The organism is Arthrobacter sp. PL16 (genome assembly GCF_035985055.1).
Classification (GTDB): Bacteria; Actinomycetota; Actinomycetes; order Actinomycetales; family Micrococcaceae; genus Arthrobacter_D; species Arthrobacter_D cheniae.
Genome location: NZ_JAXCIC010000002.1, coordinates 193,893 through 208,006, shown reverse-complemented (window position 1 = coordinate 208,006; position 14,114 = coordinate 193,893). Strand labels below are relative to the sequence as shown.

Below are 14,114 nucleotides of genomic sequence, written 5' to 3'. Positions count from 1 at the left end.
GCACTGTTCATGCCGGCGGGCCGCCGGAGGACGGCCCACACAGGGCTGTCCTCCGGCATCCGGCATTGCTAGTGCTGCGCCACCGTCTGCGCGCGCTCGGCCCGCAGGGAGGCGCGGTGCCCTTCGATGCGTGCCTGCTGGAGCGGAGTCCGGCGATTGACGAGCCATGCAGCTCCGAGCAGGACGAACCAGATGGGTGCCACGAACAGTGCGAGTCGCGTGTCATCCGCCTGCGCGAGCGCTACGAGCATGAACAGGAAGAACGCAAGGACCACGTAGGGCATGAACGAGGAGCCGGGCATCTTGAAGGAGGACTGCTCGTGCAATTCCGGCCGGCGACGGCGGAACGCCAGGTAGCTGATCAGGATCATGGACCAGACGAACATCGTCAGGACCGAGGCGACGGACGTGACCACGGTGAAGGCGCCGATCAGGGAGTCGCCCGAATACAGCAGGACCAGGCCGGCCAGCAGGAAGATGCACGAGAAGAGCAGCGCGTTCTGTGGAACTTTGCGCGAGCTCAGTTTGCCGAAGGAGTCCGGTGCGTTGCCGTCCTGGGCGAGCCCGTACACCATGCGCGACGTCGAGTAGATGCCGGAGTTGGCGCTGGAGGCGGCCGAGGTGAGCACGACGAGGTTCACGACGACGGCGGCGATGCCGAGACCGGCGAGCGCGAACATGCCGATGAAGGGACTGTTCGCAGGATCGATGGTGCGCCACGGGTTCACCGCCATGATGACGGTGAGGGCTCCCACGTAGAAGAGGAGGACACGGACGGGAATCGAGTTGATGGCACGCGGCAGCGTCTTCTCCGGATCCTTCGTCTCGGCGGCGGCGGTGCCGACGAGTTCGATGCCCGCGAACGCGAAGATCGCGATCTGGAAGCCGAGGATGAAGCCGAACAGTCCGTGGGGGAACATGCCGCCGTCGTTCCAGATGTTTGCGATGTCGGCGACCGCGCCACCTGGCGAGGTGAAGCGCGTGGCGATCATGACGATGCCCGTGACGATCAGCGCCAAGATGGCGACGACCTTGATGATGGCGAACCAGAACTCGGCCTCGCCGAATGCCTTGACGGTGGGCAGGTTCAGGAGCAGGAGCACCACGGGGGTGGCGAGGGCCGGGATCCAGAGCGGCGTGCCGGGAGCGAGGAGGTCCACGTAGCCGGCGATGGCCACGATATCGGCGACGCCGGTCACGACCCAGAAGAACCAGTAGGACCAGCCTGTGAAGAAGCCGGCCCATGGCCCGAGCAGGTCTCCCGCGAAGTCGCTGAAGGACTTGTACTCGAGGTTCGAGAGCAGGATCTCCCCCATGGCCCGCATGACGAAGAACAGCATGAAGCCGATGATCATGTACACGAAGATGACCGACGGACCGGCGAGCGAGATGGTCTTCCCGGAGCCCATGAAGAGGCCGGTCCCGATCGCTCCGCCGATGGCGAGCAGTTGGATGTGGCGGTTGCTCAGCGCCCGGGTGAGGTGCGGCGACCGATGGGACTCACCGGCGGCGCGGTCCGTCGTGGACGGCGCCTTTGATGCGGATTCAGGCATGGGGAATGGGTTCCTTCAGCGCGCGCAGGAAGGTAGTCGGGCGCGGGCGCGTGGGTTGGAGGACTAGGACAGACCTAAAACCCTGAACGATGGGTCAACGCGAGTCAAATCACAGCTGGGGGCGCGGGAACCACATCCGCCTCCCCTGTGGCCTTTGCACCAGGCCGACGCCGGACGATACTGGCGGCATGAGCATCCTCAGCACCCAGCAGATCCTCGACGCCGGGCTCGGCGACTGGCGCAGGCTCGCCCAGGCACTGCACGCCCGCTTCCTCACACGGGACTTCACCACGGGCCTCGCGCTCGTCTCGGCCATCGGCGAACTCGCCGAGGACGCGAACCACCACCCCGACATCTCCCTGACCTACCCTCATGTGGACGTGAAGCTCCTCAGCCACGATGCCTCGGGGGTGACACAGCGCGACGTCGATCTCGCCCGGCGTATCAGCAACCTCGCCGCCGAGCGCGGCATCACCTCGGACCCGGCGGCACCCGCCGTCGTCGAGCTCGCGCTGGATACCGCGGATGTGGCGGGTATCGGACCGTTCTGGGCAGCATTGCTGACGGGTGACGCGAGCGCGGTCGACGGCGATGATGTCGCGGATCCCACGGGTCGCGTCCCACTCCTGTGGTTCCAGCACACCGATGCACACGAGACGCCGCGACAGCGCTTCCACCTCGATGTCTGGCTTCCCCACGATGCTGCGGACGCGCGCATCGCCGCCGCCGTCGCTGCCGGGGGAACCGTGGTCGACGACGCCGAGGCGCCGTCATTCACGGTCCTCGCCGATGCAGAGGGCAACCGCGCGTGTGTGTGCACCATCCTTGAACGCTGACCATGGAACCGGCAACGAGACCCGCGACGAAGCAGGACGAACGGCATGACGCCGGAAGCATCGACGTCCTGGTGGTAGGAGCCGGCCCCACCGGCCTGATGCTCGCGAACTGGCTGGTGAAGTTGGGCGTCCGGGTAGCGCTGATCGACGGCAAGGACGGCCCAACGGTGGAGTCCCGCGCTCTGGGCGTGCACTCGCGGTCCATGGAGATCTACGACCAGCTCGGCGTCGCGGAGCGGGTGCTGGCCGAGTCCGTGCACGCCGACTCCGTGCGGCCGGGTTTCGGGCGCAGGGCCTTCGCACCGGTCCCGCTGGGCGAGCTCGGCAGGGGGCTGTCCCCCTACCCCGGCATACACATGCTGGAGCAGAGCGCCAATGAGCGGCTCCTCGTCGACAATCTGCTGGCGCTCGGCGGTTCGGTCCGGTGGGGCCACCGGCTCCTATCCCTGGATCAGGATCAGGCGGACGACGGCGTGCTCGCGCACCTCGATGGTCCAGCCGGGCCGTCCTCACTCCGCGCGCGGTTCGTAGTCGGTTGCGACGGCGCGTCGTCGCTTGTCCGGGCCCAGTGCGGCACCGCCTTCGAGGGCACCACGAGCAGGCAGACGTTCTACCTCGTCGACGCGGTGGGAGTGACCGGGCTTCCTCCCGCCTCCGTCAACATCCGCCAGGAAGCGACGGAGTTCCTCCTCGCCTTTCCCATGCGGCCCGACGACGCGGGCAGGAACGGCCAGCGGCTCATCGGTACCGCGGGCGACGACGACACCCCGTCGGTCACCGAGGACTTCGCGCGGCGCCGGATGACCGAGGCGTTCGGCGTCACCTACGAGGACTACCGCTGGTTCTCCAGCTACCGCATCCACCACCGGATCGCCGCGCACTTCCGGATCGGGTCCGTGTTCCTCGCCGGGGACGCCGCGCACGTCCATTCGCCGGTCGGCGCCCAGGGCATGAACACGGGTCTGCAGGACGCCCACAACCTCGCATTCAAGCTCGCCGACGTCGTCGCCGGGCACGCACCCGAGACCCTCCTCAACCGTTACGAGGCGGAACGACGGCCCGTAGCCGTGCGCCTGCTCACGACGACGGACATGGTGTTCCGCGGCCTGACATCCTCTTCCAGGGTCGTGATGGCCGTGCGCAGGTACGTGCCCCGGGTCGTGCTGCCGGTCGCCGTCGCCCTTTTCCCCCGTCTGCCGGTCGGACGGCGCCTCGCCGGGTATCTGGGCCAGGTTCGCATCCACTACTGGATGGACGGTCCGGCCCACGGACGACGCCGGGGTGCCGTCGTCGGGCGCCGCCTGCCGTGGACCGGCGACAATTTCGAGGTGCTCCGTCCTGCGATCTGGCAGGTGCACGTGTACGCCGCGGATCCTGCTGTCCTGGAGAGATCGGAGACGGCAGCGGGGAGTCTCGAACTCCCCTTCCACGCCTTCCCCACCACAGGTGCCACCCGGCTCCGGTCGGGAATGCTGTACCTCGTGCGGCCCGACGGGTTCGTGGCGGCGGCAGCACTGCCCGGGGACGCGGCACAGGTCTTCCGGACCACGCTGGAGCACCAGGCACCCCATCTCCTTCGGGAAGGACGACAACCCTGATTTAGATCGGTACCAGCGCAGGATGCTCCGACCCGGGATCCGCCACCCTTGCCACGGGTGCATTTTGGCGTTGCCCGAAGGTAATCAGCGTGCTTATGGTTGCCGGACGACATCAGGTTCAGCAGCGGCCTGTCGCCAGCCTCAATGAGGAGCCACCGATGGTCACTCTTGTCCACTACATGGCCTGCACAGCATCCCGTCCGTTCTCCCCCGACCAGAAGGCCTCGCGATGAGGACTTTCGGAGTGGAGGAGGAGTTCCTCCTGGTCGATGCGGCGGATGGCGCTCCCCTCCCCCTCGGCCAGGCGGTGTTCGACCTGGGGCTGGACAGCCGCATCACCCGCGAGATCAAGCAGGAGCAGATCGAGACCGGCACCCGACCGCACGACAACGTCCACGACCTCGCCGTCGATGTGGTCCGCTGCAGGGCGATGGCCGACGATGCGGCGGTGCGCGCGGGAGCACGGGCAGCGGCGCTCGCAACCTCGCCACTGCCCGCCCTGCCCGCCTGCACGAACGGCGCGCGCTACGAGGAGATGGACCACCGGTTCGCCATCACCTCGAAGGAACAGCTGACCTGCGGGTGCCACGTGCACGTCAGCGTGGACAACGATGACGAGGCTGTGGCAGTCCTCGACAGGATCCGGGTGTGGCTGCCGGTGCTGATCGCCCTGTCCAGCAACTCTCCGTTCTGGAACGGAACGGACACCGGCTACGCCAGCTACCGGTGGCAGGCATGGAGCCGGTGGCCCATGGCAGGACCATCGGAGATCTTCGGCACGGCGGAGAACTACCATGCGCTGGTCGAGGGTCTCCTCGAGTGCGGCGTTCCGGTCGACCTCGGCCAGATCTACTTCGACGCGCGGCTGAGCCACCATCATCCGACCGTCGAGATACGCGTCGGTGACGTGTGCCTCTATTCCGACGACGCCGTCCTCCTGGCACTGCTGACACGCGGGTTGGTCGAGACGGCCGCGCGTGAGTGGCGGCAGGGCATCCCGCCGCGGCCCATGCCCGCAGCGGTGTTGCGGCTGACATACTGGCGGGCCAGCCGGTTCGGCATGGACGGCAACCTCCTGCATCCGATCAGTGGTCAGCCGCAGGATGCGTCCGCCGTTGCACTCGCGCTCCTCCAGTACGTGCGCCCTGCACTCAGGGACACGGGAGACGCAGAGATCGCCGAGTCACTGCTGCGCCAGCTTCTTGCGCGTGGAACAGGATGCCGTAGGCAGCGGGCCTCCCTGCTGATGCGGGGCAGCCTCAGCGATGTCGTCAGCGACGCCGTGCGCATCACGAACCTGTCCGGAGGAGGCATCGCGGAACGCCATGAAGCAGCGCCGAGGGATGTCCGGCAGCACGCCATGGCCGGTACCGTCGGCTTCGGCCGCAGCAACCGGTCCTGACGTATGGACCAGCATCAGGTGCTCGACCGCTACGGGTCCGGACGGACGGCAGCAGGCATGCAGGCACAGTGCATGCAGTCGCTGGTGGGGACCATCGCACCCAGAGGAAGGATGTGGATCAGATGTGTGGAATTGCCGGAGAGATAGCCTTTCGCAGGCACGCCGCCGATCAGGGCCCCGTCGCGCGGATGGTCGAGGTGATGGACGTCCGCGGACCGGACGGGGAGGGCAGCTGGACGAACGGCTGGGTGGCGCTCGGTCACCGCCGCTTGACGGTGATCGACCTCTCGGACGCAGGTGCGCAGCCCATGCATGATCCGCACCTCGGCCTCACGATCGTCTTCAACGGCTGTATCTACAACTATCCGCAGCTGCGTGCAGAGCTGGGCGGGGAATTCACCTTCTCCTCGACCAGTGACACAGAGGTGATCCTGAAGGCCTACGCACGCTGGGGCGAGGATTTCGTGGACCACCTGGTCGGGATGTTCGCCGTCGCCATCGTCGATGAGCGGCGCAGCTGCGTCGTCCTGGCCCGCGACAGGCTCGGCATCAAACCCCTGTACGTCGCCGAGCTGCCCGGCCGGCTGCGGTTCGCTTCGACCCTGCCGGCCCTCGTCGCCGGTGGCGGGATCGACACCACCATCGACGAGGTGGCCCTTCACCACTATCTGAGCTGGCACTCGATCGTGCCGGCTCCCCGCACCATCCTGCGCGGCGTACGCAAGGTACCGCCGGCGACCGTGAGCGTCATCCACTCCGACGGCAGCCGGTATGACCGGGTGTTCTGGAAACCCGACTACGTGCGCACGGCCGCCACCGAACGGTGGACGGCGGAGGAATGGCAGGATGCCATCCATGCAGCGCTCCGGACCGCGGTCCAGCGACGGCTCGTGTCCGACGTCCCGGTCGGGGTGCTGCTATCGGGCGGCGTCGACTCGAGCCTCATCGTGGCGCTGCTGGCCGAACTCGGCCAGCAGCCTGTGAGTACGTTCAGTATCGGCTTCGACAGTGCCGGCGGGGAGCAGGGCGACGAATTCCAGTATTCAGACCTCGTTGCCTCAACCTACGGAACAGATCACCACCGCATCCGCATCGATAGCAATGAGATCGTGCCCGCAGTGGGCGACACGATTAGTGCCATGACGGAACCGATGGGCACCCAGGATGTGACCGGCTTCTATCTGCTCTCGAAAACGGTGTCCGAACACATCAAGGTGGTGCAGTCGGGCCAGGGCGCCGCCGAAGTCTTCGCCGGGTATGCCTACCATCAGCCAGCCGGTTCCGCCTCCCGCGCGTCCGCACTGGAAACGTTCCGCGGCGCCTTCCTGGACCGTACGCACGACCGGATGTCCGACGTCGTCGAGCCCGAATGGCTGTGTCCTACCGACGTCAGCCGAGAGCTGCTGGAAACCCACCTCGACGCCCCGGGAGCCGAAACGGCACTCGATGCCGTGCTGAGGCTCGATACGCACTTGTTGCTGGTCGATGATCCCGTGAAACGGGTGGACAGCATGACCATGGCCTGGGGGCTCGAAGCCCGCGTGCCGTTCCTCGACCAGGACGTCGTCGAGCTCGCCGCGCACTGTCCCCCGGAGCTGAAAGCCACGCAGGGAGGAAAAGGCATCCTCAAGGATGTCGCCCGGAAGGTCCTGCCGTCCTCGATCATCGACCGCCCCAAAGGGTACTTCCCGGTCCCGCCCCTCAAGTACCTCGGCGAACCGCTGCTGTCGGAGGTCAGCGATGCGCTCCACGCCCCCGAAGCCAAGCAACGCGGGCTTTTCCGCCCTGACTATGTCGAGGAGCTGCTCGCGGCGCCCAACGCGAACTTCAGCCCCGGCGGGAACAACCTCCTCTGGCAACTCGGCGTCCTCGAGATGTGGCTGCAGCGCCACCGCATCCCGGCTTGAGATCCACCTCTGCCTCTCATGAGTCAGCCCCGGAACTTTCATGTGATCCAGGCTCTCCTCCACGGGAGGTCGGGCATCCCCCTACCGTCGGTGCGTTGCTCATGCCGTCCGCCGGTCGGACACGTCGAAGGGCAACCGACAGGAGGGAACGCGCATGATCGCTGGAACTGCCGATGATGAAGTGCGCCAGCCCGCACAACTTCAGGATCTGGTCCTGGAGAGCACCGACCTCGAACGCTTCGTGACCAAACTGGCCGAACGTGCCGCGCAGACCTTCTCCTCGGAGATCGAGGAGGTGCTGTGCAGTGTTACCGTGCTGCGGCCGAGGACCAAGGCCGTCATGGCCAGCAGCAGCGACCGGGCAAAAGTCGTGGACGAGGTCCAGCTTTCCTTCGACGACGGGCCCTGCCTGCGGGCTGCCCGCGAAGGACGACTCTACGTTGTGCAGGATTTCACGACCGAGGACCGGTTCGGGAAATACTCCCGCACGATGATCGGCCACGGGATCCACTCAGCACTGGGCATCCCCATCGGGTTGGACGGCAACGCCGCCGCCGCTCTCGACCTGTACGCGACTGCCCCGGACGTTTTCGGTAGCGAGATCATCGCCGCAGCCGAAGCCCTGGCGACGGAGGCCTCGCATCTGTTGCGTGTGGCTGTCCATATCGCTCAACTCTCCACGACCAACCACCACCTCAAGCAGGCGATAAGCTCACGTACCACCATCGACGTCGCCGCGGGGATCATCATGGCCCAGAACCGGTGCAGCCATGACGCGGCGATGACGATTCTCAGCGCCGCCGCCAGTGGCCGGAGCATGAAGCTCCGTGACGTCGCGGCCACCGTCGTGGAATTCGTAGGGCAGGAAGTACCGGCAACACCTGTCGAACCCTGAACGAGCCGATACGACACACCGAGCGCCCTCGCGGAGAAACTGTCAAGGACGATTCCGTCCCCTTCCCACTCACTACTCCTCCTAATCTGGAGAGAACCTGGGTGACCGGGAATGGGGGGCGCTCGCCGGAGATGCTCCCTGCCCCGCCCTGATCCAGACGATGACACCGCACGGCAGGAGCGACAGTGACCGCTGAATATGCAGATCCGACCCTGGCAGCGAAGTCCGCAGCCGCGCCGGGCACCCGGGTGCGGGGAAGTGTCGTCGTGGACTGGCTCACGACGACGGACCACAAGAAGATCGGTTACCTGTACATCATCACGTCCTTCGTGTGGTTCTGCCTGAGCGGAGTCGAGGCGCTCCTGATCCGGACGGAGCTGTTCGCACCCGGAATGCAGATCCTGCAGACCAAGGAGCAGTACAACCAGCTGTTCACCATGCACGGAACCATCATGCTGCTCCTCTTCGCGACGCCGCTGTTCGCGGGCTTCGCGAACGTCATCATGCCGCTGCAGATCGGCGCACCCGACGTCGCCTTCCCCCGGCTGAACGGGCTGGCGTACTGGTTCTACCTCTTCGGCGGCGTCATCGCCGGTCTCGGCATCTTCACCCCCCAGGGCAGTGCCTCCTTCGGCTGGACCTCCTATCCACCTCTTGCGAACGTCGCCTTCTCGCCCAGCATCGGCGGGGACCTATGGGTCTTCGGCCTGGCGCTGGCAGGGTTCGGGACCATCCTCGGCTCCGTCAACTTCGTCACGACGATCATCTGCATGCGCGCCCCCGGCATGACGATGTGGCGCATGCCCGTCTTCACCTGGAACACGCTCGTCACCTCGATCCTCGTCCTGATGGCGTTCCCGGTCCTCGCAGCAGCCCTGTTCGCCCTCGGCGCGGATCGCCGCTTCGGCGCACACATCTTCGATCCGGAGAACGGCGGCGCCATCATGTGGCAACACCTCTTCTGGTTCTTCGGGCACCCCGAGGTGTACATCATCGCGTTGCCGTTCTTCGGGATCGTCACGGAGATCTTCCCTGTCTTCAGCCGGAAGCCGGTCTTCGGTTACAAGGGCATCGTGTTCGCGACCATCGCGATCGCCGCCCTCTCCGTGACGGTCTGGGCACACCACATGTACGTCACCGGCGCGGTCCTGCTGCCGTTCTTCGCCTTCATGACCATGCTGATCGCGGTGCCGACCGGTGTGAAGTTCTTCAACTGGATCGGCACCATGTGGCGCGGATCCCTCACATTCGAGACGCCGATGCTGTGGAGCATCGGCTTCCTCGTGACCTTCCTCTTCGGCGGTCTCACCGGCATCATCCTGGCCTCCCCGCCACTCGATTTCCACGTCTCCGACACCTACTTCGTCGTGGCGCACTTCCACTACGTGGTCTTCGGGACCGTGGTCTTCGCGATGTTCGCCGGCTTCTACTTCTGGTGGCCGAAGTTCACCGGGACCATGCTGAACGAGCGGTGGGGGAAGATCCACTTCTGGATGCTCTTCCTCGGCTTCCATGCCACGTTCCTCGTCCAGCACTGGCTCGGCGTCGAAAGCATGCCCCGGCGATACGCCGACTACCTGCCCGAGGACGGCTTCACAGCCATGCACCAGTTCTCCACCATCGGCTCCTACCTCCTGGGAGCCTCGATGATCCCGTTCTTCTGGAACGTCTACATCACCTGGCGGCGAGGCAAGAAGGTCGACGTCGATGACCCGTGGGGCTTCGGCGCGTCGCTGGAATGGGCAACATCCTGCCCTCCTCCCCGCCACAACTTCACCTCGCTGCCCCGTATCCGCTCCGAACGGCCCGCCCTGGACCTGCACCACCCCGAGCTGCAGCAGGTACACACACCCGATGACAGCCCTGCCGGTTTCATGGGTGCGGCCGACCGGAAGGACGCGAAGGAATGAGGGAAGCAACCGTACGCCCGACCGCACACCCGATCATCCGCCCGGCCGCCGTCGTCCTCGCCTGCACGGTCCTCGCCCTCACCACCGCCGGGCTCGGGATGATGGTCACCTTCCGCGGCCTCGCGCCGTGGAACGGCATGGCCGTCTGCCTGATCAGCCTGGCCGTCGCGACGGGTTGCAGCGGAGTGACCTACCTGCGCCGGCACCACGGCCACCACTAGGACCAGGCAAGGGGGCCTGCTTCACGCCCGGCCTCGGAAGTCCTGAACGACCTCGATGCTGGTCCTGGGCTACGCAGCGCCGGGGCTGGGGAAGACACCGTCCACATAGGCGCCGAGCACGCGGGGACTGAAGGGCTTCGCGATGAAGTGGTCGGACCCGACCGCGAGGCACTGCTCTGCGGTGAGCTGCGAGGGCCGCGCGGAGATGGTGACGATGTGTGAGTCCGAGGTGGCCCGGAGCTTCGGGCAGAGGTCCATGCCGTCCATATCCGGCAGGTTGAGGTCGAGAGTGACGAGTTGGGGTGCAACCTCGTCCACGAGTCGCCGGCCCTCCGTGCCGGTGGCGGCCTCGTGCACCGTGAAACCTCGCGAGGACAGCACGATGACGAGCAGCTGGCGGATGTCGGCGTCATCCTCGATCACCACGGCATCCCGCCGCCCGTTCATGCCCGCACTCTGCCCATTGTCCTACCCCTTGATCAGCAGCAACCCTACCGTCCTCCGCCCTCACCACTTCAGGGCTAAACCGTCATGAATGGTCCGGGAGGGCCCGGAGTCCGTTATGGTCCGCATACTCCCCGACCAGGTGGGACACCCCGTCCCTTCCTGCTCCGTCCTGGATCGACTCCCAGGACCAGTTGGAGATGAGGTCGGCCACCCCGAGCTCACGCAGTCGTCGGTTCCCGAGGAGTCGGTCATCGAAGCGTGCGCCGCCGCACCACGCACCGACGCGGGGTGTGCGACCGGCAAGACCGGTGAGCCGGTGCACGACGTCGGTCACCTCGGCGGTCACCGTCGTGGGTGTGACCTGGTCCGCCGCGCGATGGGTGAGCGTGTGGAAACCCAGAGCGTGCCTGCGGGCCAACCGGGTCAACTCGTCATCGCTCAGGGTGCCGGCACGGTCGTCCTCGACTTCGAGAGCGATGGGCAGGATCACGACCTGGAGTCCGAGCCGTTCGCAGATCGGCACGACCATTTCTGCCGCGTCCCTGTACCCGTCGAACAGGAGGACGACGACCCGGGGGTGGAGCTCCCCGTTCCCCCCGTCCGCCAGGAGGTCACGAAGCCTTGCGAGCTTGGTCAGCCGTCTGTCCGCCACCTCGAGGTGTTCGGGCGACACGTCGTGGAAGTTCAGGGCCACTCGCGGAATTGCCTCGAGCTCCGCCTGGGACCAACCGGCGCCTACACTCTCGAGCAGGAATTCCCCGAGGACGCTCTGCAGGACGTAGGCCTCGTACGTGAACGGCTCGGGTTGTCGGAGCAGCTCCGGGAGCGGGTCCATGATGCCCGGGACCAACAGGGACGGGTCTGCTCCGGCAGCTACGGCGGCGTCGTCGAGCAGCACCACCGGTGTTCCCCCGGGTTGCTCACCCTGGTCGAGGACGTATCTCTCGAACTCGTCGGCACTCTGTTTCGCCGTCATTGCAGTTTCGTCCTCATCACACCGTCCCGGCCGTCACTGGTACTGATGCTCACCGAGGACGAGCCGAGCGGCATGCCGGCCGGGCTCACGGTACAGCGGCAGCAGCCCGGTCGCGAGGGCGTCGACGGCGTCCCGGTCCAGCCACGCCGGCCCGCCGAGCCGCTCGACGGCCTCGGGCGTCAGGATCACCTCGCGCCACCCGTCGCCCTCGGGCCGCCGGCCCACGCGCGAGAGGTCGTCCCGTCCATCGTCGAGCAGTCTCCGCACACCTGCCTCACCGATCCGGGCATAGGCGACCGTCTCCACCTCGGTTCCGGGCACCACGACCTTGACTGCCCGTGCGGCTCCGTCGCCGGTGGATTCCGGTGGCGTCAGATCGGCGACGAGAACCTCGAGACCGTGCTCGGCCATGATCACCGCCGGATCGGCGGTGGGGCTGGTCGGCAGGTCCCCGAACCGCACCGTGGACCGGCGGGAGAACACCGTGGCGTCCAGGCGAGCCCGCACCGCTGCCTCCTGCTCCGGACCGGAGGTCAACCAGCCCACGGTTGCTTCGAGGACACGCGGTTCCTCAGCGGCCGGATCCACGACCGCCAGCGCGTCATCCAGGTAGTCCCGCGGCGCGACACTCCGGACCGCGGCCAGGGGACCGTGCATGAACGCCTTGCGCGCCCTGGCGGAAGCGAACTCCAGCACCGCCTTGCGCAGCGCCACATCCCGATCGGGATGAGCCGCCTCGCCGCAGGCTGTGGCGATGACGAGATCATCACCGGGCGCGTGCCCGACCACGTAGAGGTTGGGTACCCCGCGGTCGGTCGAGGCGATCTTCACCATCACGTCCACGCCGGCCGCGCGGAGGGCTTCGAGCGCCTGGCGGGTCTCGGCATCCCCGTCATCGGGGCCCAGCTTCACGACGGCACCCCGATCGAGCGCCCGGAAGGTAAGACCGTTGCCGTCGCGCTGAAGGATCTCGAGCACGCCGTGGACGACGGCCTGCCGCAGGCTCGTCCCCGCGCCCATCCCGTTCGCGACAGGCATCAGCAGCCGCTCGCCCGTATCCTGGCCATCGAGCTCCGAGGGGCTGCTCGCAACGAGATCGACCGGTACGAGCACGGCCTCCCCGTCGAGTTCGAGGTTCGGCACGCCTCTCGGATCCGAGCTGCCCGCGCCCTGCGTGACGCGGGCACGACGCATCGGCAGCCAGGTCAGGACCATGTCGTCGTGATAGGACGAGCCCGCCGGCAGCCCCAGGGTCCGCGGGTCGGCGACCCCCGCCGCGCCGCGACGACGGCGGAGTTCCCGGTACGACGCCGTCGTCCGCTCGAAGCGCGCGAGCGCCATGAGGGAGAAGGCGTTCTCGACCGTCTCGCCCAGGGCGCCTACGCGCGCCTGCGCCGCTGACGGACCGTACCCGACGCCGCCCAGAGCCGCGCCTGAACCCCGCCACCACGTCGCCCACGTCGGTACGCCGGTGCGGTCGAGGCCGTCGATGGCAAACTGCGCCCGCAACCCTGGCAGTGCCACCTCATAGGCTTCCGCGGCCGCCGTCAGGGCGCCCTCCGCCGGCTGCGAAGTCCTGCTCCTGTCCACCATGCCCCCAGTAGAGCACACCGGTTCGGACGTCTGCGCGCGGATCCGCCGAGCCGTTCCGTTTCGATGCGTGGCCCGGCAACCGAGCCCGTCAGGCTTCCGGGACGCCGGAATTCCCCCGCGGTACCGCCCTGCCCGGGTGCCCGCCCTGCCTGGGCGGTCGGCGATCCTCCGGAGCACCTTCGCCCGCCGCCCGCGCCACGACGTCGTCGAGCTCGTCCAGGGTGAGGAGATCCCGACGGAGGTGTCGCGTGCGGTAGCCCGCACGGCCCACCATGTGGGCGGACACCGGACTGGTGAGCAGCTGGAAGACCCAGCACAGCACGAGCAGGGGCACGAGCAGCCAGGTGCCGTTCTCGACGGCCAATGCGAGCAGGAACAGCAGGAGCCCGAGGACCTGCGGCTTCGTCGCGGCGTGCATCCGCGAGAGCAGGTCGGGGAAGCGGACGAGGCCTACTCCGGCCGCGAGTGACATGAGCGCTCCGGCGATGAGGAGGACGGACACGACGACGTCCTGAAGCATGGCCCTACTTCCTGTCCGTGACGAACCGGGCCACGGTGACCGAGCCGATGAATCCGATGAGGGAAATCGCGACGAGCAGGATCAGGTTGTCCAGGTGCCGGTTCGCCACCATGGAGACGACGAGCCCCGCACCGATGATCGCGAGGACGACGTCGAGCGCAAGGACCCGGTCCAGGATGGACGGCCCACGGACGGCCCGGTAAAGCGCCAGGACCGCGGCAACCGCCAGTATTCCTCCGACGGTATAGATCACGAT

Annotated in this window: 13 protein-coding genes; 7 read left to right on the top strand and 6 right to left on the bottom strand. The window is 67.1% G+C overall.

Annotated elements, in window-relative coordinates:
• Positions 1 to 68: 68 nt before the first annotated feature.
• Positions 69 to 1,553: a D-serine/D-alanine/glycine transporter gene (gene cycA, locus RCH21_RS04675; protein ID WP_326963400.1), complete on the bottom strand. Its 1,485-nt coding sequence runs from the start codon at positions 1,551 to 1,553 to the stop codon at positions 69 to 71.
• A gap of 188 nt (positions 1,554 to 1,741) precedes the next feature.
• On the opposite strand from cycA, the gene RCH21_RS04670 reads away from it, so the two are divergent.
• From RCH21_RS04670 to RCH21_RS04640, 7 genes are all read left to right on the top strand, one after another.
• Entirely contained in the window at positions 1,742 to 2,389 is a 648-nt protein-coding gene (locus RCH21_RS04670) for a 4a-hydroxytetrahydrobiopterin dehydratase (RefSeq protein ID WP_326963399.1), read from the top strand.
• 2 nt (positions 2,390 to 2,391) lie between these two features.
• Positions 2,392 to 3,987: an FAD-dependent monooxygenase gene (locus tag RCH21_RS04665; RefSeq protein WP_326963398.1), complete on the top strand. Its 1,596-nt coding sequence runs from the start codon at positions 2,392 to 2,394 to the stop codon at positions 3,985 to 3,987.
• Between the two features lie 229 nt (positions 3,988 to 4,216).
• Entirely contained in the window at positions 4,217 to 5,389 is a 1,173-nt protein-coding gene (locus RCH21_RS04660; RefSeq protein ID WP_326963397.1) for a carboxylate-amine ligase, read from the top strand.
• A 122-nt stretch (positions 5,390 to 5,511) separates the two neighbouring features.
• Positions 5,512 to 7,296: an N-acetylglutaminylglutamine amidotransferase gene (locus RCH21_RS04655; RefSeq protein ID WP_326963776.1), complete on the top strand. Its 1,785-nt coding sequence runs from the start codon at positions 5,512 to 5,514 to the stop codon at positions 7,294 to 7,296.
• Between the two features lie 154 nt (positions 7,297 to 7,450).
• A complete protein-coding gene (locus tag RCH21_RS04650) occupies positions 7,451 to 8,191 on the top strand; it encodes a GAF and ANTAR domain-containing protein (RefSeq protein ID WP_326963396.1) in 741 nt (246 codons plus the stop codon).
• Positions 8,192 to 8,403: 212 nt separating this feature from the next.
• Positions 8,404 to 10,101, top strand: coding sequence for an aa3-type cytochrome oxidase subunit I (gene ctaD, locus RCH21_RS04645; RefSeq protein ID WP_442784681.1), 1,698 nt, complete (start codon positions 8,404 to 8,406; stop codon positions 10,099 to 10,101).
• Positions 10,098 to 10,322, top strand: a complete 225-nt coding sequence (locus RCH21_RS04640) for a hypothetical protein (protein ID WP_326963394.1) — start codon at positions 10,098 to 10,100, stop codon at positions 10,320 to 10,322. The genes ctaD and RCH21_RS04640 overlap by 4 nt, the downstream gene beginning before the upstream one ends.
• A gap of 69 nt (positions 10,323 to 10,391) precedes the next feature.
• Here RCH21_RS04640 and RCH21_RS04635 read toward each other — a convergent pair whose 3' ends face one another.
• The 5 genes from RCH21_RS04635 to RCH21_RS04615 all read right to left on the bottom strand — a co-directional run bounded on the left by RCH21_RS04635 (position 10,392) and on the right by RCH21_RS04615 (position 14,114).
• On the bottom strand, positions 10,392 to 10,769 hold the full coding sequence (locus RCH21_RS04635) for a response regulator transcription factor (RefSeq protein ID WP_326963393.1): 378 nt from the start codon (positions 10,767 to 10,769) through the stop codon (positions 10,392 to 10,394).
• Between the two features lie 82 nt (positions 10,770 to 10,851).
• Positions 10,852 to 11,745 (bottom strand): polysaccharide deacetylase family protein, encoded by an 894-nt coding sequence (locus RCH21_RS04630; protein ID WP_326963392.1) that lies wholly within the window; start codon positions 11,743 to 11,745, stop codon positions 10,852 to 10,854.
• 33 nt (positions 11,746 to 11,778) lie between these two features.
• A complete protein-coding gene (locus RCH21_RS04625; protein ID WP_326963391.1) occupies positions 11,779 to 13,338 on the bottom strand; it encodes a YcaO-like family protein in 1,560 nt (519 codons plus the stop codon).
• An 88-nt stretch (positions 13,339 to 13,426) separates the two neighbouring features.
• Complete coding sequence (gene mnhG / locus RCH21_RS04620) at positions 13,427 to 13,858, bottom strand: monovalent cation/H(+) antiporter subunit G (protein ID WP_326963390.1); 432 nt, start codon at positions 13,856 to 13,858, stop codon at positions 13,427 to 13,429.
• A 4-nt stretch (positions 13,859 to 13,862) separates the two neighbouring features.
• Complete coding sequence (locus RCH21_RS04615; protein ID WP_442784680.1) at positions 13,863 to 14,114, bottom strand: monovalent cation/H+ antiporter complex subunit F; 252 nt, start codon at positions 14,112 to 14,114, stop codon at positions 13,863 to 13,865.